Source organism: Sphingobium sp. DN12 (genome assembly GCF_051058005.1).
Classification (GTDB): domain Bacteria; phylum Pseudomonadota; class Alphaproteobacteria; order Sphingomonadales; family Sphingomonadaceae; genus Sphingobium; species Sphingobium yanoikuyae.
On the sequence record NZ_CP173717.1, the window covers coordinates 3,674,602 to 3,698,061 of the forward strand.

Below are 23,460 nucleotides of genomic sequence, written 5' to 3' on the forward strand. Positions count from 1 at the left end.
ATTCGCATGGCCAAGTTTCTCATCGTCGAAGCCCGCTTCTACGACCATCTCAACGACCTGCTGATCGAAGGCGCGAAGGCTGCGCTGGACGAAGCCGGCCACAAATATGAGGTGGTGACCGTTCCGGGCGCGCTGGAAATCCCCGGCGCGATCGCACTGGCAGCCGAGACCGGTCGCTTTGACGGCTTCGTCGCGATCGGCGTGGTGATCCGCGGCGAAACCTATCATTTCGAAGTGGTGTCGAACGAAAGCGCGCGCGGCCTGATGGCACTGAGCATGGATGCTATCGCAATCGGCAACGGCATCCTGACCGTCGAGAATGAGGAGCAGGCCCTGGTCCGCGCCCGTCCCGACCAGAAGGACAAGGGCGGCGAAGCGGCCAAGGCGGCGATTGCCATGCTGGGCCTGCGCGAACGTTTCGCGATCTGATCCGCGGCCTTTTGGCAGACACAAGGAAGGGCGCGCTCCGCGAGGAACGCGCCCTTCTTCATGGGTGACGAGGGATCAGGCGGCCGCCTTTTCCTCGGCAAGGGTCAGGTAGTCGGTATAGCCCTCCGCGCCCTGGCTGTAGAAGGTCGCCATCTGCGCCTGGGTCAGCGGCGCGCCTTCGCGCAGACGATCGACCAGATCGGGATTGGCGAGGAAGGGGCGACCGAAGCTGATCGCGTCGGCCAGGCCAGAGGCGAGATCGGCCTGCGCACGATCCAGCCCATAATCGCTGTTGAGGACCAGCGGCCCCTTGAAATGCTGGCGGATCAGCGGCGACAGGCGCGGCACGTCGGTGGCGCCGAAGGTGCCGTCCGGGCCGGGCTCGCGCAGTTCGAGGAAGGCGATGCCGATCTGGTTCAGCACATCGGCGGCGGCGGCGAACAGCGGCTCAGGATTGCTGTCATTGACGCCCTGGGTATCGCCATTGGGCGACAGGCGCACGGACACGCGATCGGCACCGATCGCATCGACCACCGCCTGCGTCACTTCACGCAGCAGGCGGACGCGATTCTCGATGCTGCCGCCATAGATATCATCGCGAAAATTGCTGTTGTCGCGCAGGAACTGGTCGATCAGATAGCCATTCGCCGCGTGGATCTGCACCCCGTCGAAGCCAGCGGTGATCGCATTGTTGGCCGCCTTCACATAGTCGGCGATGATGCCGGGGATTTCGTCGATCGCTAGTGGGCGGGCGACCTCATAGGGCTTCTTGCCCTCATAAGTATGGGCGTCACCCGGCGTCGCGGTGGCACTGGAGGAAACCGGCTGCTCGCCGGTGACGGCCGAATGAACGGCGCGGCCCATATGCCAGAGCTGGGCGACGATCAGCCCGCCCTTGTCATGCACGGCCTGGGTGATCGGCTTCCAGGCCTCGACCTGTTCGTCGGACCAGAGGCCCGGCGCATAGGGCCAGCCCAGGCCCTGGTGCGAAATGCCGGTCGCCTCGCTGATGATGAGGCCGGCCGAGGCGCGCTGCGCATAATAATCGACCATGATCGGGGTCGGAACATGGTCGCGGGTGGCGCGGCCGCGCGTCAGCGGCGCCATGATGGCGCGGTTGGCGGCGGTATCGGCGCCGAGCTGTATCGGATCGAAAATTGTGGTCATGAAACCTCCCTCATGAACGTTGCAATTTGCAACGGGACTTGATGCAGAAAGCCAGCTAGGGAGCCGCCATGGCCGCTTCAACCCCCATGGCGCATATCGCGACGCCCAGATTCGCTTTTCCGGCGCTGATCTTGGCCAATATCATTCTGGCACTGGGACCGGTGCTGGTAAGGCTGGCCGATGTCGGGCCGGTAGCGGCCGCCTTCTGGCGATTGGCGATCGCCATGCCCTTCCTGTTCATCCTGGCATTGCCGAAGCTGCGCAAGAGCCACTTGTCGCGCGGCCAGTGGACGATCGTGATTGTCGCTGGGGTCTGCTTTGCCGCCGACCTGGCCGCTTGGCATCTGGGCATCGGTCATACCAAGGTCGCCAATGCAACGCTGTTCGGCAATATGAGCGCGCTGATGCTGCCGCTCTGGGGGCTGATCGTGCTGCGGGAGCATGTATCGAAGCTGCAGATCGGCGCGCTGATCCTAGCCGCGATCGGCGCGGCCATATTGATGGGCAGCAGCTATGAGCTGTCGCCTGTCAACCTGAAGGGCGACCTGTTCTGCCTGCTCGCCGGGCTGCTCTACACCACCTATCTTCTGCTGATCCAGGGCGCGCGCAAGCGGCTGGACAGCTGGTCGGCGCTCGCGGTCGTCAGCGCGGCCGGGGCCTTGCCGCTGCTGCTCGCGGCCAATGCGATGGGCGAAGCGGTGATGCCGCAGGACTGGACGCCGCTCATCATCCTTGCCCTGTCCAGCCAGATCGTCGGCCAGGGGCTGCTGACCTATGCGCTTGGCTGCTTTTCGCCGCTGGTGCTGGGGCTCAGCCTGTTGCTGCAACCCGCCGTCGCCGCGCTGGCCGGCTGGCTGCTGTTCGGCGAGACGTTGAGCGCGACCGACATTGTCGGCGGCGTGGCCGTGGCGGTCGCACTGGTGCTTGTGCGCCTGCCGCGACGGGCCTAGGTTACGACCATGAGCGACCAGACCCAAGACCTGACCCTGGACGAAATCCGCGCGCTGCTGGCGCCGATCCTGCCGCGCCACGCCGCCTTTGACGGCTGGCGGCCCGAAGCGGTGGCGATGGCGGCGGCGGAAAAGGGCATCGATGCCGATGTCGCCGCACTGGCCTTCGACAATGGTGCCATGGGCATGATCGAGGCCTGGTTCGCCAGCATCGACACGCGGATGCTGGAGGCGTTGCCAATCGAAAAGCTGGCCGCCATGTCGATCCGCAAGAAGATCACCGCGCTGATCGAGACTCGCCTCGCACTGCTGGCGCCCGACCGCGAAGCGCTGCGCCGGGCGCAGGCGATCCTGGCGATGCCGACCAATGCCGTGCGCGCCGCCAAGCTGGGCTGGCACGCCGCCGATATCATGTGGCGCGCGGCGGGCGACACCGCCACCGACCTCAACCATTATAGCAAGCGGGCGACGCTCGGCAGCATCTATGCCGCGACGCTGCTGACCTTCGTCAATGACGAGAGCGAGGATCATGCCGACAGCCGCGCATTCCTGACGCGACGGATCGAGGGAATCATGCGCTTCGAGAAGATGAAGGCCCGGTTCAAGGGCGTGGGCGATGGCGAACATCTCAGCTTGTCGCGCTTCATCGGCCGGCTGCGCTACCCGGCGGTGTGAAGTTCGGGCTGGCCTTCACCAGACGTAATTGATAGTCAGTCGCAAATCTGATTTCTGGTTAAGAGTCCATCCTCCTTGCGCCTGACCGATCTGCCCCTGCGCCAACCCGCTTTTGTTGAAACCATCGACTGGGAGTCGCTGTCGTCCGTGGAAGGACAGCGCCTGCGCGAGTTCGGCCTGTGCGAAGGCGCCAGCGTCGAGGCGCTACATCATGGCGGCCTGCTGGGTCGTGGACCGCTGGCGGTCAAGATCGGGCGGATGACGGTGGCGATGCGGCGCAGTCATGCCGCCGCCGTGGAGGTCAGCACCGGCCCGCAGGAGGCGCAGGCATGAGCGGCCTTCCCCTCGTCGCGCTGGTCGGCAATCCCAATGCGGGCAAGAGCGCCCTGTTCAACGCGCTGACCGGCGCGCGGCAGAAGCTGGGCAATTATCCGGGCGTCACCGTGGAGCGCAAGGCGGGCCGCCTGTCGCTGGCCGACGGCCGGCCGGTCGAACTGGTCGATCTGCCCGGCACCTACAGCCTGTCCCCGGCCAGCCCCGACGAACAGGTGACGCGCGACTTCGTGCTGGGCAAGCAGGCTGGCGAGAAGCTGCCCGACGCGCTGGTGATCGTGGTCGACGCATCGAACCTCGACAATCATCTGCGCTTTGCGCTGGAACTGATCGCGCTGGGCCTGCCCACCGTGGTCGCGCTCAACATGGTCGACCTCGCCACCCGCGACGGGCTGGAACTGGACGCCAATGTGCTGGCGCAGGAACTGGGCGTGCCGGTGGTGTCCACCGTGGCGGTGCGCAAGCGCGGCCTGGACCATCTCAAGACCGAGCTGGAGACGCTGCTCGGCACCCAGACTGGCATGCTGCGCGCCTCCGCCGGTGAGCCGGATTTCGATGCCGTGCGTAGAGAGGCGCGGCGCATCGCCCGCGCCGCGATCGTGCGCGAAACCCCGTCGCGCCGACTGACGGCAGCGGTCGACCGGATCGCGCTGCACCCGGTGCTGGGCCTCGCCCTGTTGCTCAGCCTGTTGTTCGTGATGTTCCAGGCGGTCTTTTCCTGGGCATCGGTGCCCGCCGACATGCTGGAAGGCTGGGTCACGGCGCTGGGCGAGGCGGTGACCAACACCCTGCCGCCGGGCATCATCCACGATTTCCTGTTGCAGGGCGTAGTCGGCGGCGTCGGCGCGGTGATCGTGTTCCTGCCGCAGATCCTGATCCTGTTCTTCTTCATCCTGATGCTGGAGGCGACCGGCTATATGGCCCGTGCTGCCTTCTTGATGGATGGCATCATGGCGAAGGTCGGCCTGTCGGGCCGGGCCTTCATCCCGCTCCTCTCCTCCTTCGCCTGCGCGGTGCCGGGCATCATGGCGACGCGCACGATCAGCGACCCCAAGGACCGGCTGACCACGATCCTGATCGCGCCGCTGATGACCTGCTCGGCGCGCCTGCCGGTCTATGGCCTGATCATCGCCGCCTTCATCCCGGCGCGCAGCGTCGGGCCGGGCATCGGCCTGCAGGGGCTGGTGCTGTTCCTGCTCTATGTCGCCGGCATCGTCGGTGCCATGCTGGCCGCCTGGGCGCTGCGCCTGACCGTGGCCAAGGGCCGCAGCGGCGGATTCCTGATGGAAATGCCGAAATATCAGTGGCCCCGGCCCCAGGATATCTTGATCGGCCTGTGGCAGCGCGGCGTCATCTTCCTCAAGCGCGCCGGCACCATCATCCTGGCCACCAATATCGTGCTGTGGGTGCTGGCCAGCTTCCCCCATGCGCCCGACGGCGTGAAGCAGAGCGAATATTCGATCGCCGGGCGGATCGCGGGCGGCATCAACGTGCTGGTCGAGCCGATCGGCTTTAACCGCGACATTTCGCTCGCCCTGCTGCCCAGCATGGCGGCGCGCGAAGTGGCGGTCTCCGCCATCGCCACCGTCTATGCGATCGATGCCGAGGATGATGCCGAGGCGCTGGAACAAGGGCTGGGTGATCGGCTGGCCGGCCGCTGGAGCCTGGCCACCGCCCTCGCCTTCTTGGCCTGGTTCGTGTTCGCGCCGCAGTGCATTTCGACCATTGCCGTTACCCGGCGCGAGACCAATGGCTGGAAATGGCCGCTGTTCATGATCGGTTATCTGTTCGTGCTGGCCTATGCCGCGGCGGGCGTGACATATTGGGCGGCGGTCGCGATGGGACTCGGCTGATCCCAAGCCCCGGACATTTGGCCTAGCTTTGTTCTTTACCGCCAAGGCGAGGCTTCTATAACGGCGCCTTTAGTGCTTTCGGAGGAATCATGGCAGGCTCGGTCAACAAGGTCATTCTCATCGGGAATCTGGGGGCCGACCCGGAAGTGAAGAGCTTCCAGAATGGCGGCAAGATCTGCAACCTGCGGATCGCGACCTCGGAAAGCTGGAAGGACCGCATGTCGGGGGAGCGCAAGGAGCGCACCGAATGGCATAGCGTCGTCATCAATTCCGAAGGCCTGGTCGGCGTCGCCGAGCGCTTCCTGCGCAAGGGATCGAAGATCTACATCGAGGGCCAGCTGCGCACCCGCAAGTGGCAGGACAATAACGGCAATGACCGTTACACCACCGAGGTCGCCCTGTCGGGCCCCGGCGCGGTGCTGACCATGCTGGACGGTGCGCCGGGTGGCGGTGGCGGCCAGGGCGGCGGCTATGGCGGTGGTCGCTCGTCGGGCGGCGGCAACCAGGGCGTCAGCGACTGGGGCGCGAGCAGCGGCGGCTTCGGCGGCGGCGATTATGACGATTTCGGCGGCGGCAACAGCGGCGGCGGCTTTGGGGGCGGACGCTCTTCGGGCGGCGGCAACCAGGGTGGCGGCTTTGGCGGTGGACGTTCCTCGGGTGGCGGCCAGGGCGGTCCCAACTTCGACAACGACCTGGACGACGAAGTGCCGTTCTGATCGGTCCTTTCCACAGGGATTGACCTGACATGCATGTCCTGCTGACCGGATCGTCGGGCTGGCTGGGCCGTTTCCTGGCGCCGATGCTGCGCGCGGCGGGACATGCTGTGACCGGCCTGGACGTCGCGCCGGGCCGGGACACCAACATCATCGGATCGGTCGCCGACCGGGCCCTGGTCGAGCGCGCCTTTGCCGAACGCGGCATCGAGGCGGTGATCCATGGCGGCGCGCTGCACAAGCCGGACATCGTCCGCTACCCCGCCCATGCCTTCATCGACGTCAATGTCACCGGCACGCGCAACCTGCTGGAGGCTGCGGTCGCGGCGGGGCATGACCGCTTCGTCATGACATCCACCACATCGCTGATGATCAGCCAGGCGGTGCGCGACGAGGCCGGCGACGCGGCGGTGTGGCTGGACGAGCAGAGCGGGCCGCTGGAGCCGCGCAACATCTATGGCGTGACCAAGCTGGCGGCCGAGGGGCTGTGCCGGGTGCAGCAACTGGAGCGCGGCATTGCCTGCACCATCCTGCGCACCGCCCGCTTCTTCCCGGAAGATGACGACACGGACGCCAGCCTGTCAGGGCAGAATCTGAAGGCCAATGAATTTCTCCATCGCCGGCTGACGGTCGAGGATGCGGCACGGGCGCATCTGGTGGCGCTGGAACGGACGCCGCCAGCGCGTTGCGAGACCTATCTTGTTTCCGCGCCGACGCCCTTCTGTGGGGAGGACGCCATCGAACTGAAACGCGATGCGACGGCAGTGATCGCGCGGCATTTTCCCGAAGCTGCAGAGCTATATGCCCGGCGTGGCTGGCAACTGCCGGCGTCAATCGGCCGGGTCTATGACGCGGGGTTGGCGCAGCGCCAGATGGGGTTTCGCTGCGCGACGGACTTTGCCGCGATTCTGGCGGCGCTGGCGAATGATGCGGCGATGCCGTTCATCCACGACGCCGATTATGTGTCGCCGGCGGTGCAAAGTTGACAGCGAAGCTGACAGTTTGAGCCCATTGTTGCGTTACTGATTTGAAAGCGGCCATTCCGATCATTCGTTACTTTTAATCACGAATGATGATCGATCCGCTGCATCAGTGTGAGTGGAGAGATGGGTGTGACTCTCCGTTCGCTTTATGCGATAATGATTTGCATGAGCAAGATTGAAGCTGCGATCGGTGTGCCAATCCGGCAGATAGTCCGCCCGCGGCAGCTGGCCATCGGGGGCACCATCACCCTGTCGGGCATGGGAATTCTGCTGGCACAGGCCGTCCGCCTGTTCTGACGGGCAGCAGGGGTGACCAGCGGCCACCCCTGCGGATCGAAGCTTAGTTGGCCAGTTCGGCCTTCGCGAAGTCGCGGATATGGGCGCCGATATCCTCGCGCTCCAGCGCCAGGGCGAGGTTCGCCTCGATATAGCCGGCCTTGGAGCCGCAGTCGAAACGGCGACCGTCGAAGGTGACACCGTGGAAGGGCTGCTTGCCGATCAGCGAGGCCATGGCATCGGTCAGTTGGATCTCGCCGCCCGCGCCCTTTTCCTGGGTTTCCAGGATCGTCATGACGTCGGGCTGCAGGATATAGCGACCGGGCAGGATGAGGTTGGAGGGGGCGGTGCCGAGCTTGGGCTTTTCCACCAGGCCCTTCACTTCGGTCAGGGCACCGTCGCGCGCGCCCGGATCGATCACGCCATAGCTGGGCGTCTGGTCCATCGGGATTTCGAGCGCGCAGACCAGATTGCCACCGACCTTTTCATAGGCCTCTACCATCTGCTTCATGCAGCCATTGCCGGGCGCACCCTTCATGAACTCGTCGGGCAGGATGATGGCGAACGGCTCGTCACCGACGATATCGCGGGCACACCAGATGGCGTGGCCAAGGCCCAGCGGCTCCTGCTGGCGCAGGAACACTGCATCACCGGGCGCCAGGCGCGTCCCTTCGAGTGCCGACAGATCCTTGCCGCGCTCGCGCTGGGTGATCTCGCATTCGAAGGCGATGTCGAAATAATCCTCGATCGCGCCCTTGCCGCGTCCGGTGACGAAGATCATCTGCTCGATCCCCGCTTCGCGCGCTTCATCCACCGCATATTGGATCAGCGGACGATCGACCACGGGCAGCAATTCCTTGGGCACCGACTTGGTGGCGGGCAGGAAACGCGTGCCAAGACCGGCGACAGGAAAGACGGCTTTGCGAATCGGTTTGTTCGACATGGGACTCCGTTCTCGATGAGTGCCGGCTCGCTTGGGGGGATCGCGAACCGGGAGAAAAAGGTCAAGCGCTACGGCAACTTGTCTTTATGGGTCAGATCGTCAGAAGACGCTGTGCAACCTGTTCCAGCGCCGCAATTTCATTATCCAAATGCTCCAGGCTTACATATTGAGCATTGTTACGTAAGTCGCGGCACAGAAAGCCTTCAGGTGACGGCTGCTGAAAGCCGCCGATGATCAAGGCGCGGAAACGGTCGATCCGCTGGAGATCGCGCTCGACCTCCGCAATTTCGGTCAGCCCGGCCGCGTTGCGCCGATCCCGCATGGCGACGGTCGTGCGCAATTCGGTCATCAGCTTGGTCATGGTCGGCCGCGTGCGGGCCCCCACGGTGCGGACGTCGCCCATGGTTTCCCGCAGTTCGGCCAGCCGCGCCTCCAGACTATGTTCCAGCATCGTCCAGGCGCAGACCAGCCGACCGATACCGCACAATAATGCCGCATCTTCCGGCGCATAGGCCGCAACCGGCTTCGTCACCTTGTCGTCCTGCGCCAATTCCGCGCTCACGCCCCGCATACTCCTCATGCCCCTGAATCTGCGCAGACCCGGCCGGAAAGGCCAGAGCGAAGGGGCGCGCTCGCCCGCTAGCCGGGCACGGGCCAGCGGAATATGTGCTGAAACGTCGGCGAGCCGAACAAGTTGCGATCGGCGGTGGCCGATCGGAAGGCGCCAGATCAGAAGTCGATGGCGATGCCCTTGCGCTCCCAGTCGCCATAGCGGACCGGGCTCAGCTCCTCGTCCAGCACCGGCTGCTGGTCGACCGGGTCGGGCTGGGGCACGGGCGGGCTCTTGGAGAGATGCTCGGGCGCCTTCACATGCGCCGGGCGCTTGCCGTTGAAATGTCCCATGTCGGGCCTTTCGATTGCGGAGCGCGCGCGGCAACCCCATATTCAGTGTCAGGCCCGCTATCTGGGCCGCAAAGGAGCGATGTGCAAGTGAGTGGTTTTCGCACGGTGATGCTGTTGTCGGCGCTGACGGCGCTGTTCATGGCGCTGGGCTATACGCTGGGCGGCAGCGGCGGCGCGGTGATTGCCCTGTTGGTGGCGGCGGGGATGAACCTGTTCACCTTCTGGAATGCCGACAAGATCGTGCTGTCCATGCACAATGCGCGCGAGGTGGATGCCCAGAGCGCGCCCGAATTTTACGGCCTGGTCCAGACGCTGAGCCAGCGCGCCGGCCTGCCGATGCCGCGCGTCTATGTGATCGACCAGGATGCGCCCAACGCCTTTGCCACTGGCCGCAACCCCGAAAATGCTGCCGTGGCGGCGACCACCGGCCTGCTCAACATGCTGACCCGCGACGAGGTGGCGGGCGTGATGGCGCATGAACTGGGCCATGTGAAGAATCGCGATACCCTGATCATGACGATGGTCGCGACCATCGCCGGCGCCATTTCGATGCTGGCCAATTTCGGCCTCTTCTTCCGCGGCGGCAATGAGGAGAATGGCCATAGCAACATGATCGCGACCTTGCTGGCGGTGATCGTCGCCCCCTTTGCCGCGATGATCGTCCAGATGGCGATCAGCCGCACCCGCGAATATGGCGCCGACCAGGCCGGGGCGGAGATCAGCGGCAATCCGCGCGCACTTGCCTCCGCCCTGGCCAAGATTTCCGGCCGGGCCGAGCTGATCCCCAACCCGGTGGCCGAGCGCAATCCCGCCGCCGCGCAGCTCTATATCGTACCGGTGCATGTGAGCGAGTTGTTCTCGACCCACCCGGCGACCGAGAAGCGCATCGCCGCGCTGGAGGAAATTGCGCAGGATATGGGGCAGAAGGACGGCCCGCCGTCCATGACTATGCCGCCGCAAACTGCGACGCGGGCATCGGCCCTGTCTCCGGTGGTGCCGCCAGCGGCAGCGCCCAAGCCGCGCCGCAGCGCCCTCAATCCACACGGGCGCGACTGAGTTTTTGCGCGCGGAGCGGAAAGCGCGTAGGGGCCGCTGATGTCCCGTCGTCCCAACGCCCGTTCCGGTGCCCCGCGCGCCGATGATGTCCCCGGCCTGCCCGCGCGCCGCGCGGCCCTGAAGCTGCTGGACGCCGTCTTGCGTCGGGGCGATCCGCTGGAAATCGCGCTGCATGGCGCGACCCAGGGGCTGGCCGACCGGGCCGACCGCGCACTGGTTCATGCCATCGTCGCCGAGACGCTGCGCCATTTGCCCGATCTCGACGCGCTGATCGACGGCGCGACCAAGCAGCCCCTGCCCGACGATGCCAAGGCGCGGATGGTCCTGCGCATCGCGCTGATCCAGGTGCTGGCGCTGGGCACCGCGCCCCATGCGGCGATCGCCACCGCACTGCCGCTGGTCGATGGCGGGCCGCGCAAGCTGGTCCATGGCGTGTTCGGCACCGTGACCCGCGCCGAGCCGAGCCTGCCCGTGCCGCCCACCCTGCCTGCCGACGTCGCCGAACGCTGGACCGGACAATGGGGCGAGGCGATGCCGCTGGCGGCCGCCCATGCCTATGCCGTGCGCCCGCCGGTCGATGTCAGCCTGCGCGATCCGGCCGAGACCGGCAAATGGGTCGAGGCGCTGGACGGCACCAGCTTTGCGCCCGGCCATGTCCGCCTGCCCGAGGGGGCGGTCGTGCCCGACCTGCCCGGTTTTGCCGAAGGCGCCTGGTGGGTGCAGGATCTGGCCGCCTCCTGCCCGGCCCGGTTGCTGGGCGCGGGCGGAGGCCGGACCGTACTGGACCTGTGCGCCGCGCCGGGCGGCAAGACGATGCAGTTGGCCGCCGCCGGCTGGACCGTGAGCGCGGTCGACCAGTCGAAGAAAAGGCTGGAGCGGCTGAGCGAAAATCTGGCGCGCACCGGCCTGTCGGCCGATGTGGTGCAGGCGGATCTGCGGCAATGGGCGCCCGAGGCGCCGGTCGATGCGCTGCTGCTCGACGCGCCCTGCACCGCCACCGGCATCTATCGCCGTCATCCCGACGTGCTGCACCGCATCGGCCCGCGCCAGATCGCGGAACTGGCCGAACTGCAGGGCGAACTGCTGGCCCGCGTCGCCGACTGGGTGAAGCCGGGCGGGACGCTGATCTACGCCACCTGCTCGCTGGAACAGGCCGAGGGCGAGGCGCAGATGACCCATTTCCTGGCGGCGCGTCCCGATTTCCAGGTCCGGCCAGCGCAGGCAGGCGAACTGCCCACAGGCATGGCGCCCAGCGCCGACGGCTGGCTGCGCACCCTGCCCGACACGCTGGCGGAGCAGGGCGGCACCGACGGCTTTTTCGTTGCAAGGATCGTGCGCATCGGGAACTAAGGCTTAACCATGAGGGGCTTAAGGTGAGGCCCTTCGCTGGAAAGGCCCGCCTTGCGTCCGACCGAACCCCTGCCCCTGCATCATAGCTGGCCACTCTTCGACCTGCGCGAGCATCTCGCGCCGGTGGTTCTGGACCAGGATATTGCGGGGAATGAGGCGGCGCTGGCCGACCGGGGGCTGGGCCTGTGGCATTGCAATCTGGCCGACAACAGCATCAGCTGGACCCAGGGCGTCTATGACATATTCGGGCTGGAGCCGGGCAGCATCGTGCCCCGGCCGCTGTCGGTGTCGCTCTATGCCCATGACAGCCGCGAGGCGATGGAGCGGCTACGCGCCTATGCCATCCGCCACCAGCGCGGCTTCACCCTGGACGTCGATATCCGCCGCCCGGACGGCAGCGATTGCGCGATGCGGCTGATCGCCGCGCCGGTGCTGCTGGACGGCGAAACGGTGGCGCTGCACGGGGTCAAGCAATGGCTGCCGAAGGATGTCGGTGCGCCGGTCAGACTGGAACCCACGACCTTCTTCATCCCCTGATGCGACTCATCGCCGCGCCGCGCAAATCATGCGTTGCCCTCGCCCCAAGGGAGGGCTAATGCGAGCGGTCAAATGACCCATCCCATTCTCATCTCTCCGTCCATCCTGTCCGCCGATTTCGCACGGCTGGGCGAGGAAGTCCGCGCCATCGACGAAGCCGGTTGCGACTGGATCCATATCGACGTGATGGACGGCCATTTCGTGCCTAACATCACCATTGGTCCGGCCGTGGTGAAGGCGCTGCGCCCGCATACGAAGAAGCCGTTCGACGTGCATCTGATGATCTCGCCGGTGGACCAGTATCTCGACGCCTTTGCCCAGGCCGGCGCCGACATCATCACCGTCCATCCCGAGGCCGGCCCGCACATCCACCGCACCGTGCAGCATATCAAGTCGCTGGGCGTGCAGGCAGGCGTGGTGCTGAACCCCGGCACCCCGGCCAAGATGCTGGACTATCTGATCGACGATATCGACCTGATCCTGGTGATGAGCGTCAATCCCGGTTTCGGCGGCCAGAGCTTCATCGAGAATCAGCTGCGCAAGATCGAGGCGTGCCGCAAGATGATCGAGAAGAGCGGCCGTGACATCCGCCTGCAGGTGGATGGCGGCATCGACATCAACACCGCGCCCAAGGCGATCGCGGCCGGCGCCGACGTGCTGGTGGCCGGCACCGCAACCTTCCGTGGCGGCCCGGCCGCCTATGCCGACAATATCAGGACGCTGCGGGGCGGGTGACGAACCAGCGGCGCCAGTCCTCCCCTGTCGCGGTCGACGCCGGTCATGAACCGGCCGACGACGGCATCGAACAGGGCAAGCGGCTCATCCGCGTCGCGGATGACAAGGGCCTGTCGCTGGCCGAGCGGATCGCCAATCATTTCTATCGGCTGAGCTGGAAGACGCCGCTGCACAGCCGGCGGCTGAAGGGCAAATATCCGCTCAAGCTGCTGGCGGTGCCGGACGATGTCGTGCCCGGCGACCCGCGCGCCGGCCAGGCGATCCGCGCCGGCTATTTCCTGTTCCGGGGCCAGAAGCTGGCGATCGACACGGTCGATTTCGGCAAATTGGCGGTCGGCCCGGCCTTCACCGACTATCTGCACAGTTTCCGCTGGCTGCGCGACCTGTCGACCGCCGCGACGCGCGAGCAGGGCGCGCCGGTGGCCGAGGCGCTGATGCGCAAATGGCTGGCGGCCCATGCCGAAACGCCGAGCGACCCGGCCTGGCGCGCCGACAATGCGGCCTGGCGCTTGCTGTTCTGGACCGCCCATGCGCCGCTGATCCTGTCGTCGAGCGACCTGGTCTATCGGTCGCTGGTGCTCAACTGCATCGCCCGCACCGCGCGCCATCTGGACCAGAGCGCGGACAAGGCCGCGCCAGGCCTGCCGCGCCTGGTCGCCTGGGGCGGGATCGTCGCGGCGTCGATGCTGATGCCCGGCGGCAATCCGCGCAAGCTGTTCGGCGAAGCCGGCCTGAAGCGCGCGATCGACAGCGCCTTCCATGCCGATGGCGGCATCATTTCCCGGTCGCCGCTGGCGCAGCTGGAAGGCGTGATGCTGCTGGCGATGGTGGTCGCGGTCTATGAGGTGCGACGCGAACAGGTGCCCGGCTTCCTGATCGACGGGCTGAGCCGCGCGGTGCCGGCCTTGCTGGGCCTGACCCATGGCGATGGGGGTCTGGGCAACTGGCAGGGCGCGGGCGCGGTCGACCCCGACATGGTCGAGGCGCTGGTGCAGGCCAGCCGGGTGCGGACCCGGCCGCTGCGCCAGGCGCGCGACTGGGGCTATCAGCGGATCAGCGCAGGCAATACGGTGGTGCAGATCGATGCGGCGCCGCCGCCGGTCGCGCGCCTGGCCGCCGCCGGCTGCGCCTCCACCGGCGCGATCGAGATCAGCGACGGGCGGCTGCGGCTAGTCATCAATTGCGGCGGCGCGGCGCTGGAAGGCGCCTATATCCCGCGCGACCTGGCCCAGGCGCTGCGTTCCACCGCGGCGCACAGCACGCTGGTGCTGGACGACAGCAATTCGACCGCGCTGATGCCCGACGGCACGCTGGGCAAGGGCGTGACCGAGGTCGAGCTGAACCGGCAGGAACTGGATAATGGTAGCCGGGTGGAGCTGAGCCATGACGGCTATGTCCGCCGCATGGGCTATGTCCACCGCCGCCTGCTGATGATGAGCGGCGATGGCAACGAAGTTCGCGGCGAGGATATGCTGACCCCGGCAACGCGCGGCAAGAAGCCGGTCAAGCGGCCGGTGCAGCTGCGCTTTCATCTGGCTCCCGGCGTGGAACCGACCCTGACCGCCGACAGCCAGGGCGCGCTGCTGCGGATCGAGCTGGGCGCGCTGTGGCAGTTCCGGACCGGGGCCGGCGTGCTGAGCGTCGAGGACAGCCTGTGGGTCGACGGCGACGGCCGCCCCCACCCCACAAGACAGCTGGTGGTGACGAGCGAGGCGCTGCCGGGCGGCTCCAGCATCGGCTGGCTGTTCAAGCGAGTCGGCTGACCCGCATCGCATTGGCCATCACGCGGGCGCTATTGTTCAGCCGGCCATCGATGTCCGTTTTTTCCTATGAACAGCCCGGACAAGGGCGCATGCAAGAGGGGCGACCCGAGGCCCGTTTGCTACCAATCAACGACCTCGCTCTCAGGCCCGGCCACTTTCAGCGGCCGGGCCGCTAGAGCCTTTCACCGGACAGGCGACGGCTTGAGATAAGTGTCGAACCAGGCGACGGTGCGGGTCAGCGAGTCGAGCTGATTCTCCTTCTTCTGGAAGCCATGGCCCTCGGCCGGGTAGAAGATCGTTTCCACCACATTGCCCTTGGCCTTGAGGATGTCATGCACCTCCTGCGCCTGGCCGCGCGGCACGCGAATGTCGTTCTCGCCCTGGATGGTGAGCAGGGGCGCCTTCGCCGCGCGGATATAGGTGAGCGGCGAGGCCGCGTCATAGACCTGCGGATCGCTCTCCGGCGTGCCGAGCAGGCTGCGCTGATAAGCCTTCAGCTCCTCATCCTGGTCGCGATACATGGTGCGCCAGTTGATGATGCCGAACCACTGGACGGCGGCGGCGAACTCGTCCGGCGCCCGGCCGATCGCCATCAGGGTCATGAAGCCGCCATAGCTGCCGCCGAAGATGCCGACCCGCTTGGCATCGACATAGCCACTATCGACCAGGAAATGCTTGGCCGCGACCGTGTCCTTGAGGTCGGCACCGCCCAGATCCTTGACATTGCCGTCCTGGAACGCCTTGCCATAGCCGGTCGAGCCGCGGAAATTGGGCTGGATCACGACATAGCCACGGCTGGCAAAGGCGGTGGCGTAGCGGCTGTAACCATCCTGCGCCTGACCGGTGGGGCCGCCATGGGGCAGGACGATGGCGGGGTTGCTGCCGTCGCGCTTGAGATTGGCGGGCATGGTCACGATCGCGCTGATCAGCGTACCGTCGAAGCTCTTGTAGGTGACGACATCCGACTTGGGCAGCGCGGCGGGCTGGAGGCTGGCGATGGCAAGCTGCGTCGCGGGGCGCGCAGTGCCGGCCGCAAGGTCATAGAGATAGAGATTGGCCGGCGCGTCGGCGCCCGAATGATTGAGCATCAGCAGGGCGCCGTCGGGCGAGCGCGGCTCGCTGCCGACCAGATAATTGACGCCCGGCGGGATGGCGAGCGGGGTTTCCGCGCCACTCGCCAGGTCGAAGCGATAGAGCGTGCTGCGCGCGTCGGCGTTGATGCGGAAGATGAGCGCCCTGCCGTCGCGGGTGAAGCTGGCCGGCACCTGTTCCCAGGGCGTGGATTTGAGCCAGCGCCATTTGCCGGTGGCGGCTTCGAGCAGGCCGCCATGAATCTGGCCGCTGCCTTCATCGGTGGAGACGGCGATCCATTGGCCGTCCGCACTCGCATCGGTCGCGGCATAGACGGTGTCGGCCTTGCCGAGCAATTTCGCCGACTTGCCGCTGGCGACGTCGATGCGCCAGATTTCGCTGACCTTGGAATCGATCCGCACGCGGTTGGCGATCAGCGCCTTGCCATCCGCGATCCAGGCGACCGGTGACCAGCTGAACTGCGGGTCGGCCTCCCGCGTCAGGTCGCGCACCCTGCCCGCCCCGTCCATCACCGCGACATTGGACTGGCCCTGCGTCTTCAATTTGGTGACGAGCGCGACCAGGCCACTGCTCGGCCCCACCAGCAGGTCGCTTTCGCGCCGGTCGGGGGTGTTGGTGAGATTCTCGACCACGCCGCCGTTCACCGGCACGCGATAGATGTCGCTATATTCATTGCCGCCGACATCCTGCTGGAACAGCAGGTAGCGGCCGTCGGCCGAAGCGGCGAGGCCGGTCTGGGCATCGTCCGACTGGGTCAGCTGCACCGGCCAGCTGCCGGCGGTGTCGGTGCGCCAGATATTGGTGCGGCCAGTAAGGTTGGTGGCGACGAAAATCTGTTTGCCGTCGGCGCTCCACGCCGCGCTCGACAGGCTGCGCGAGGCGCCGATGTCGGCGAGCGGCACGGCGCGGGCGTCGGGATTGATCGGCGAGGTCAGGCTCTTGGGATCGGTAACTGCCCGTTCCGGCGTCGGAATTTGCGCCAGCGCCGGGAAGGCGACGAGCAAGGGCAAGGCGGTGGCGGCGAGCAGATAGCGCATGTCAGATCCCCCAACTGTTATGCAATCACAATACAGTAGCGGCAAAAGCCCGCAAGATCGGGAAATTCCCTGCGCTTGAGGACTGTATTTTTGCGCCGCGCGCGACTAGAGGGCTGCGGCAAGCCTGAAGCGGCATCCCGAACAGCAGGAAGCATCCCCATGACCACCGACGTCACCATCAAGCGCGCCCTCCTTTCCGTATCGGACAAGACCGGCCTCATCGAACTGGGCCAGGCACTGGGCCAGCATGGCGTCGAACTGGTGTCGACCGGCGGCACCGCCAAGGCGCTGCGCGAGGCGGGCCTGGCCGTGAAGGATATTTCCGAGCTGACCGGCTTCCCCGAGATGATGGACGGCCGCGTCAAGACGCTGCACCCCAAGGTCCATGGCGGCCTGCTGGCCGTGCGCAACAATGCCGAGCATGTCGCGTCGATGGACGAGCATGAAATCGGCGCGATCGACCTGGTGATCGTCAACCTCTATCCCTTCGCCGCGACCGTGGCCAAGGGCGCCGACCGCGAAGAGATCATCGAGAATATCGACATTGGTGGCCCGTCGATGGTCCGTTCGGCCGCGAAGAATCATGAGAGCGTGGCGATCGTCACCGATCCGGCCGACTATGCCCGCCTGATCGCCGAAATGGCGGAGAAGGGCGGCGCCACCAGCTATGATTTCCGCCGGATGCTGGCGGCCAAGGCCTATGCCGCCACCGCCGCCTATGATTCGATGATCGCCAGCTGGTTCGCCTTTGCCGACCAGGGCGTCGCCTTCCCCGAAAGCCTGTCGCTGTCGAGCAAGCTCAGCACCACGCTGCGCTATGGCGAGAATCCGCACCAGTCGGCCGCGCTCTATTTGCCCAACGGCCCGACCGCGAACGGCATCGCCCAGGCCAAGCAGATCCAGGGCAAGGAACTGAGCTACAACAACTATAACGACGCCGATGCGGCGCTGGAGCTGGTCAGCGAATTCCGCGACGGCCCGCCGACCGTGGTGATCGTGAAGCACGCCAATCCGTGTGGCGTCGCCACCGGCGAGACGCTGATCGAAGCCTATGAAGCCGCGCTCGCCTGCGACAGCGTGTCTGCGTTCGGCGGCATCATCGCCGTCAACCGTCCGCTCGACGGCCCTACCGCCGAGGCGATCAGCGGCATCTTCACCGAAGTCGTCGCCGCGCCCGACGCCGATGACGAAGCCAAGGCGATCTTTGCCAAGAAGAAGAATCTGCGCCTGCTGCTGACCGGCGAACTGCCCGATCCGGCCCGCCCCGGCCTGATGGTCAAGAGCATCGCCGGCGGCCTGCTGGTCCAGAGCCGCGACAATGGCAAGGTTGACCTGGACGCGCTGAAGGTCGTGACCAAGCGCGCGCCGACCGAGCAGGAGTTGAAGGATTGCCTGTTCGCCTGGACCGTGGCCAAGCATGTGAAGTCGAACGCGATCGTCTATGCCAAGGGTGGCAGCACCGCCGGCGTCGGCGCGGGCCAGATGAACCGTCTGGAATCGGCCCGCATCGCCGCCTGGAAGGCGAAGGACGCCGCCGAGAAGGCCGGCTGGAGCGAACCGCGCACGATCGGTTCGGCGGTCGCTTCCGACGCCTTCTTCCCCTTTGCCGACGGCCTGCTGGCAGCGGTGGAAGCCGGCGCGACGGCGGTGATCCAGCCGGGCGGCTCGATCCGTGACGAGGAAGTCATTGCCGCAGCAGACGAAGCGGGCCTGGCGATGGTCTTCACCGGCATGCGCCACTTCCGCCATTAAGGCTTGTTTCCCAACGCGCTAGATGGCGCGTCGGGACGATATCGCGATCAGGTTTATGCGGGTGCGAAACGATCCTGTTCGCACCCGCAAAATCGCAGAAAACTGCCATTTTTTGGCAATTGGCCTCTTTTCAATGTCACCGGGCAATCCTATTTAGGATGACGACCCCGCACCCACGTCAGGCGTTGGGCACGACATAAGAAAAAGCATGTTCGACAGGAGAATAGGATGACCAAGAAGACGCTGGTGGCGATGGCCGCCACCATGGCCCTTGCGCTGCCTGGCATGGCTATCGCCGGCAACAGCAGCAACGAAGTCGTCGTTGACGGCACCACCGGCCTCACCACCCGCACCATCGCCGTATCGGTGGCCGACCTGAACCTGGCCAGCAACAATGGCCTGCGCCGCGCCGATTATCGCATCAGCCGCGCCGCCAAGCAGGTGTGCGGCTGGGTCAATGGATCGATCCTGCCGGCGACGCCCGACTATCGCGACTGTGTCGGTAGCGCTCTGGACGGCGCACGCAGCGACCTCAACGCGCTGGCCCAGCGCCAGGGCTGATCTTCACCCATCCCGCAAGGGAAGCCTTCCCCGTCACGGGGACTGCAGGGGGCCGTTCCGCACATGCGGAGCGGCCCTTTGTCATGTCCGCGACCACTCATGCTTACCGGCGATTAACCACTCCTTAGAGGATTTCCTTCACTCAGCGAGACACGAAGGACCATCCAGGGGATATAGAGCATGTCGCGTGTCGACCAGAGTGTGGACGTCGCCATCATCGGGGCAGGCCCGGCCGGCCTCACCGCCGCCTATCTGCTGACGAAGAAAGGCTTTTCCGTCACCGTCATCGAGAAAGACCCGGTCTATGTCGGCGGCATCAGCCGCACGGTCGAACTGGATGGCTATCGATTCGATATTGGCGGCCACCGATTCTTCTCCAAGTCGAAGGAAGTGGTCGACCTGTGGAACGAGATCCTGCCGGATGATTTCATCCAGCGCCCGCGCATGAGCCGCATCTATTATGAGGGGAAATTCTACTCCTATCCCCTGCGTGCGTTCGAGGCGCTGTGGAATCTGGGCATCTGGCGTTCGACCCTGTGCATGGCGAGCTTTGCCAAGGCCAGGCTGTTCCCGAACCGCAATGTCCGCTCCTTCCAGGACTGGACCGTCAACGCGTTCGGCCACAAGCTCTTCTCGATCTTCTTCAAGACCTATACCGAAAAGGTCTGGGGCATGCCGTGCGACGAGATGTCGGCCGACTGGGCGGCGCAGCGGATCAAGGGCCTATCGCTCTGGGGTGCGGTGGTCGATGGGCTGAAGCGGAGCCTCGGCCTCAACAAGAAGCCCAATGACGGCATGGCGACCAAGACGTTGCTCGAAACATTCCGCTATCCCCGCCTTGGCCCCGGCATGATGTGGGAAGCCGCGCGCGACCGGGTGATCGAGGGCGGGAACCAGATCTTGATGGCGCACAGCCTGAAGCAGCTGGCGCAGGACCAGGGCGCGGAGCGCTGGCGCGTGGTGGCGGACGGTCCGGATGGCGATGTCATCATCAACGCCGCCCATGTGATTTCGTCCGCGCCGATGCGCGAGCTGGCCGCGCGCATCCATCCGCTGCCCGAAACCCTGCCCGAGGCGATGGAGCTCAAATATCGCGACTTCCTGACCGTGGCGCTGATGATCAAGTCGGAGGACCTGTTCCCCGACAACTGGATCTATATCCATGACAGCAAGGTGCAGGTCGGCCGTATCCAGAATTTCCGCAGCTGGTCGCCCGAAATGGTGCCCGATGAATCGGTCGCTTGCGTGGGCCTGGAATATTTCTGCTTCGAGGGCGACGGGCTGTGGGCGTCGGCTGACGCCGATCTGATCGACCTGGCCAAGAAGGAAATGGCGATTCTGGGCCTGTGCAATCCCGACGATGTCGTCGGCGGCGCGGTGGTGCGGCAGGAAAAGGCCTATCCGGTCTATGACGATGCCTATGCCGACCATGTGCTGGCGATGCGTACCGAGCTGGAAGCCGTCGCCCCGACGCTCCATCTGGTCGGCCGCAACGGCATGCACCGCTATAACAACCAGGATCATGCGATGATGACGGCGATGTTGACGGTGCGCAACATCGAGGCCGGCACCCGCGTCTATGACGTCTGGGGCGTCAACGAGGATGCCGAATATCATGAATCGGGCGAGGAAGGGCAGGATGTCGAAGGACAGCGCGCCGCCCTTGCCAGCGAACGACTGGTGCCCTCTCGCCTAAAGGCCGCATGAGCCGATGGGCGAGCCGTTGCGCGCCCTGACCGCCCGGCTGGGCGCCATCGCTGCGCGCTTCATGTTCGCCCGCTACCTGCTGGCCAGCATCTGCGCGCTGTCGAGCGACATGGCGACCTTCCTGATGCTGAGCCGGGCCGGTACAACGCCGACTCTGGCCGCGTTCGGGGGCTATGCGATCGGCCTGGTCGTGCATTGGGTGATCAGCATCCGTTTCGTATTCGACACGGGCGCCGGCCCCAGTCACGCCCAGCGGTTCGGCTTCGTGGCCAGTGCGCTGGTTGGCATGGGGATCACCATGGTCCTGGTTGGCGGGCTGAGCGCGGTCGGCATTGCCCCGGCGATCGCCAAGCTGATATCGGTGCCCGCCAGTTTCCTGAGCGTCTATGCGATCCGCAAATATGGCATTTTCGCGCGCAGCTGAGCGTCATGGCCGCTGGCTGATCCTGCTCGCCTGGCTGGCGTGCAGCGCGGTCATGCTGTGGCTGTTCCATGGCGATTTCGCCGCGCTGGGCTTTCGCGATCCCGATGATGCCATGCGGCTGGTGCAGGTGCGTGACTGGATCGGCGGACAGGGCTTCTGGGACGTCAGCCAGCATCGGGTAAACCCGCCACTGGGCGGACCGATGCACTGGTCGCGCATCGTCGACATGCCGGTGGCAGGGCTGATCCTGCTGGCGCGGCCGCTATTGGGGCCTGCGACCGCAGAGCTGGTCGCCTGCATCACCGTGCCGCTGCTGTTGCTGGGCGGGTTGGCCGCCGCCGTGCATCTGGCCGCCCGGCGGCTTGGCGATGCTGTTCTGGCGCTGGTGGCCGTGGCCTTGCTGCTGACGACACCGTCGATCCTGGTGCAGCTCACGCCGCTGCGGATCGACCATCATGGCTGGCAGATCTGGATGGCGACGATCGCGCTGGCCGGCGCACTGGATAGCGGCCGGGTGCGTGGCGGCGTGACGAGCGCGCTGGCGCTGGCGGTCTGGTTGCAGATTTCGAGTGAAGCCCTGCCCTATGTCGCGCTGTTCGCCGGGCTGTTTGCGCTGCGCCAATGGCTCGACGGCCGGGAAGCATCGCGCTTCATAGCCTTTGCGGCGACGCTGGGCGGGGCGGCGCTTGCGCTGCTGGCTTTGCTGCGCGGAAAGGCGGCCTTGCTGCATGACCAATGCGACGCGCTGTCGGCCGCCTATGTCTGGCCGCTGGTGGCAATGGCGGTGCTGGTGCCGCTGGCCGGCAAGCTGATCGGCACGGCCAGCATGACCCGGCGCTTCCTGATCGCGACGATCGGCGGCGGGGCCGCCATCGCGATCCTGCTGGCGATCGGTGGCCCCTGCCTGTCGGGCGATCCGTTCCAGGCGCTCGGGCCACTGGCCTATAAATATTGGTATTTGCAGGTGATGGAGGGCCGGCCGATCTGGGACCAGAGCCTGTCATTGCGCGGCGTCATCCTGTTGCCCGGGCTGGTTGGGCTGGCCGGCGCAATGGTCGCCGCGCGGCAAACCGTAAACCGCGATGCGCGCATGCGCTGGCTGGCGTTGACCCTGTTGCTGCTGGGGGCGATGGCGGTGTCGCTGCTGGTGATGCGCGCCGTGTCGGTCGCCCATGTCTATGCCCTGCCCGGTGTCGCCTGGTTGCTGATCGCCCTGTTCCGCAAGGTACAGGCGTCGTCGCAGGCGCTGGTGCGCGTCCTGGGATCGGTGGCGCTGATCCTGCTGACTCCCGCCGGGATCAGCGCATTGTGGATTGCCCTGATCCCCGAAGCTCCGTCGGCCAAGACCAGCGCCGTCAATTGCCGAGCCGCAGCCACGCTTGCGCCGCTGCACACCCTGCCCCCGTCCACCCTGTTCGCGCCGCTGGACCTTGGCCCCGACATATTGGTGCAGACGCCGCACCGCGTGATCGGCACTGCCCATCATCGCAATGCCGCCGGCATTACCGCCGTGATCGAAGGATTCATGGCGACGCCGGAAAAGGCGCGCGCGGTGATCCAGTCGGTCAATGGTGGGCGTGGCGCCGACTATGTCGTGACCTGCGCGGGCCTGACCGAATATGCGCTCTATGCCAAGGAGCATCCCCAGAGCCTGTCGGCGCAATTGTCGCGTGGCAATGTACCCGACTGGTTGCAGCCGCTGCCCACCAAGGGGCCGCTGCGCATCTACAAGGTCAGGCGGGACTGAAGGCCAGCGCGACGCCGTTCATGCAGTAGCGCAGGCCCGTGGGCTTGGGCCCGTCGTCGAACACATGGCCGAGATGGCCGCCACAACGGGCGCAATGGACTTCGGTCCGGGGCACGCCCAGGCTGAAGTCGCGCGAGGTGCCGATGGCGCGGGGCAAGGGCGCATAGAAGCTGGGCCAGCCGGTGCCGCTGTCGAACTTGGTCTTGGAACTGAACAGATTTTGGGCGCAGCCGGCGCAGGTGAAGGTGCCGGCGCGATGTTCCCGGTTGAGCGGGCTGCTGTCGGGAAATTCGGTCGCGCCCTGGCGCAGCACCTTATAGGCCCAGGGGCTGAGCTTGTTGCGCCATTGCGCGTCGGTCAGGCGATAGGGATAGGCGGCTTCCGCCGCGTCGGGGCGGAATTGCCACAGGGCCAGTGCAGAGGCGCCGGTCGCGACGCCATAGAGAAAATGCCGCCGGTTCATTATCCCTCCCT

Annotated in this window: 24 protein-coding genes; 18 read left to right on the plus strand and 6 right to left on the minus strand. The window is 66.0% G+C overall.

From position 1 onward, the window contains the following. Nucleotides 1–6 precede the first annotated feature (6 nt). A complete protein-coding gene (ribH, locus tag ACI6S0_RS17405) occupies nt 7–429 on the plus strand; it encodes a 6,7-dimethyl-8-ribityllumazine synthase (protein WP_004208857.1) in 423 nt (140 codons plus the stop codon). Nucleotides 430–504: 75 nt separating this feature from the next. Here the strand turns inward: ribH and ACI6S0_RS17410 are convergent, their stop codons facing one another. Further along, nucleotides 505–1,596 carry an alkene reductase gene (locus tag ACI6S0_RS17410; RefSeq protein ID WP_434403745.1) on the minus strand — a complete coding sequence of 364 codons (1,092 nt, stop codon included), beginning with the start codon at nt 1,594–1,596 and terminating at the stop codon, nt 505–507. Nucleotides 1,597–1,664: 68 nt separating this feature from the next. Here ACI6S0_RS17410 and ACI6S0_RS17415 point away from each other — a divergent pair, with 68 nt between their 5' ends. The 7 genes from ACI6S0_RS17415 (at nt 1,665) to ACI6S0_RS17445 (ending at nt 7,400) form a co-directional block, all read left to right on the plus strand. Further along, nucleotides 1,665–2,546 carry a DMT family transporter gene (locus ACI6S0_RS17415; RefSeq protein ID WP_434403746.1) on the plus strand — a complete coding sequence of 294 codons (882 nt, stop codon included), beginning with the start codon at nt 1,665–1,667 and terminating at the stop codon, nt 2,544–2,546. Nucleotides 2,547–2,555: 9 nt separating this feature from the next. Continuing rightward, nucleotides 2,556–3,221 carry a COQ9 family protein gene (locus ACI6S0_RS17420; RefSeq protein ID WP_434403747.1) on the plus strand — a complete coding sequence of 222 codons (666 nt, stop codon included), beginning with the start codon at nt 2,556–2,558 and terminating at the stop codon, nt 3,219–3,221. A gap of 75 nt (nt 3,222–3,296) precedes the next feature. Further along, the gene (locus tag ACI6S0_RS17425; RefSeq protein ID WP_010339864.1) at nt 3,297–3,554 is read left to right on the plus strand and encodes a FeoA family protein; all 258 of its coding nucleotides are present in this window, start codon (nt 3,297–3,299) and stop codon (nt 3,552–3,554) included. Then, nucleotides 3,551–5,407, plus strand: coding sequence for a ferrous iron transporter B (feoB, locus tag ACI6S0_RS17430; RefSeq protein WP_434403748.1), 1,857 nt, complete (start codon nt 3,551–3,553; stop codon nt 5,405–5,407). Before ACI6S0_RS17425 ends, feoB begins: the two co-directional genes overlap by 4 nt. Nucleotides 5,408–5,496: 89 nt before the next feature. After that, the gene (gene ssb, locus ACI6S0_RS17435) at nt 5,497–6,123 is read left to right on the plus strand and encodes a single-stranded DNA-binding protein (RefSeq protein ID WP_004208863.1); all 627 of its coding nucleotides are present in this window, start codon (nt 5,497–5,499) and stop codon (nt 6,121–6,123) included. Between the two features lie 29 nt (nt 6,124–6,152). Next, the gene (locus tag ACI6S0_RS17440; RefSeq protein ID WP_434403749.1) at nt 6,153–7,106 is read left to right on the plus strand and encodes an NAD-dependent epimerase/dehydratase family protein; all 954 of its coding nucleotides are present in this window, start codon (nt 6,153–6,155) and stop codon (nt 7,104–7,106) included. Nucleotides 7,107–7,268: 162 nt separating this feature from the next. After that, the gene (locus ACI6S0_RS17445; protein ID WP_268932893.1) at nt 7,269–7,400 is read left to right on the plus strand and encodes a hypothetical protein; all 132 of its coding nucleotides are present in this window, start codon (nt 7,269–7,271) and stop codon (nt 7,398–7,400) included. A gap of 43 nt (nt 7,401–7,443) precedes the next feature. On the opposite strand, the gene ACI6S0_RS17450 is transcribed toward ACI6S0_RS17445, so the two are convergent. From ACI6S0_RS17450 to ACI6S0_RS17460, 3 genes are all read right to left on the minus strand, one after another. Then, nucleotides 7,444–8,322: a UTP--glucose-1-phosphate uridylyltransferase gene (locus ACI6S0_RS17450; protein ID WP_004208866.1), complete on the minus strand. Its 879-nt coding sequence runs from the start codon at nt 8,320–8,322 to the stop codon at nt 7,444–7,446. 91 nt (nt 8,323–8,413) lie between these two features. After that, nucleotides 8,414–8,893 carry a hypothetical protein gene (locus ACI6S0_RS17455; RefSeq protein ID WP_434405960.1) on the minus strand — a complete coding sequence of 160 codons (480 nt, stop codon included), beginning with the start codon at nt 8,891–8,893 and terminating at the stop codon, nt 8,414–8,416. 158 nt (nt 8,894–9,051) lie between these two features. Continuing rightward, the gene (locus tag ACI6S0_RS17460) at nt 9,052–9,225 is read right to left on the minus strand and encodes a DUF1674 domain-containing protein (protein ID WP_010338697.1); all 174 of its coding nucleotides are present in this window, start codon (nt 9,223–9,225) and stop codon (nt 9,052–9,054) included. A gap of 87 nt (nt 9,226–9,312) precedes the next feature. On the opposite strand from ACI6S0_RS17460, the gene htpX reads away from it, so the two are divergent. The 5 genes from htpX to ACI6S0_RS17485 all read left to right on the plus strand — a co-directional run bounded on the left by htpX (nt 9,313) and on the right by ACI6S0_RS17485 (nt 14,666). Next, nucleotides 9,313–10,281 carry a zinc metalloprotease HtpX gene (gene htpX / locus ACI6S0_RS17465; protein WP_434403750.1) on the plus strand — a complete coding sequence of 323 codons (969 nt, stop codon included), beginning with the start codon at nt 9,313–9,315 and terminating at the stop codon, nt 10,279–10,281. Between the two features lie 39 nt (nt 10,282–10,320). Continuing rightward, complete coding sequence (locus ACI6S0_RS17470; RefSeq protein ID WP_434403751.1) at nt 10,321–11,631, plus strand: RsmB/NOP family class I SAM-dependent RNA methyltransferase; 1,311 nt, start codon at nt 10,321–10,323, stop codon at nt 11,629–11,631. Between the two features lie 51 nt (nt 11,632–11,682). Next, entirely contained in the window at nt 11,683–12,168 is a 486-nt protein-coding gene (locus ACI6S0_RS17475; protein ID WP_434403752.1) for a diguanylate cyclase, read from the plus strand. A 72-nt stretch (nt 12,169–12,240) separates the two neighbouring features. Next, nucleotides 12,241–12,903, plus strand: coding sequence for a ribulose-phosphate 3-epimerase (gene rpe / locus ACI6S0_RS17480; RefSeq protein ID WP_004208872.1), 663 nt, complete (start codon nt 12,241–12,243; stop codon nt 12,901–12,903). Beyond that, nucleotides 12,900–14,666, plus strand: coding sequence for a heparinase II/III family protein (locus ACI6S0_RS17485; RefSeq protein ID WP_434403753.1), 1,767 nt, complete (start codon nt 12,900–12,902; stop codon nt 14,664–14,666). Before rpe ends, ACI6S0_RS17485 begins: the two co-directional genes overlap by 4 nt. A 182-nt stretch (nt 14,667–14,848) precedes the next feature. Here ACI6S0_RS17485 and ACI6S0_RS17490 read toward each other — a convergent pair whose 3' ends face one another. Beyond that, nucleotides 14,849–16,795, minus strand: coding sequence for a prolyl oligopeptidase family serine peptidase (locus ACI6S0_RS17490; protein WP_434403754.1), 1,947 nt, complete (start codon nt 16,793–16,795; stop codon nt 14,849–14,851). 159 nt (nt 16,796–16,954) lie between these two features. Between ACI6S0_RS17490 and purH the strand changes: the two genes are divergently transcribed. From purH to ACI6S0_RS17515, 5 genes are all read left to right on the plus strand, one after another. Beyond that, complete coding sequence (gene purH, locus ACI6S0_RS17495) at nt 16,955–18,547, plus strand: bifunctional phosphoribosylaminoimidazolecarboxamide formyltransferase/IMP cyclohydrolase (protein WP_434403755.1); 1,593 nt, start codon at nt 16,955–16,957, stop codon at nt 18,545–18,547. 228 nt (nt 18,548–18,775) lie between these two features. Continuing rightward, nucleotides 18,776–19,108, plus strand: coding sequence for a UrcA family protein (locus ACI6S0_RS17500; RefSeq protein WP_278986275.1), 333 nt, complete (start codon nt 18,776–18,778; stop codon nt 19,106–19,108). A 180-nt stretch (nt 19,109–19,288) separates the two neighbouring features. Next, on the plus strand, nt 19,289–20,815 hold the full coding sequence (locus ACI6S0_RS17505) for an NAD(P)/FAD-dependent oxidoreductase (protein WP_434403756.1): 1,527 nt from the start codon (nt 19,289–19,291) through the stop codon (nt 20,813–20,815). Between the two features lie 4 nt (nt 20,816–20,819). Continuing rightward, on the plus strand, nt 20,820–21,239 hold the full coding sequence (locus ACI6S0_RS17510) for a GtrA family protein (RefSeq protein WP_010338689.1): 420 nt from the start codon (nt 20,820–20,822) through the stop codon (nt 21,237–21,239). Continuing rightward, a complete protein-coding gene (locus ACI6S0_RS17515; RefSeq protein ID WP_434403757.1) occupies nt 21,217–22,986 on the plus strand; it encodes a hypothetical protein in 1,770 nt (589 codons plus the stop codon). Before ACI6S0_RS17510 ends, ACI6S0_RS17515 begins: the two co-directional genes overlap by 23 nt. On the opposite strand, the gene msrB is transcribed toward ACI6S0_RS17515, so the two are convergent. Beyond that, nucleotides 22,973–23,449 (minus strand): peptide-methionine (R)-S-oxide reductase MsrB, encoded by a 477-nt coding sequence (gene msrB / locus ACI6S0_RS17520; protein ID WP_037510022.1) that lies wholly within the window; start codon nt 23,447–23,449, stop codon nt 22,973–22,975. The two genes, ACI6S0_RS17515 and msrB, sit on opposite strands and share 14 nt — an antisense overlap. Nucleotides 23,450–23,460 lie beyond the last annotated feature (11 nt).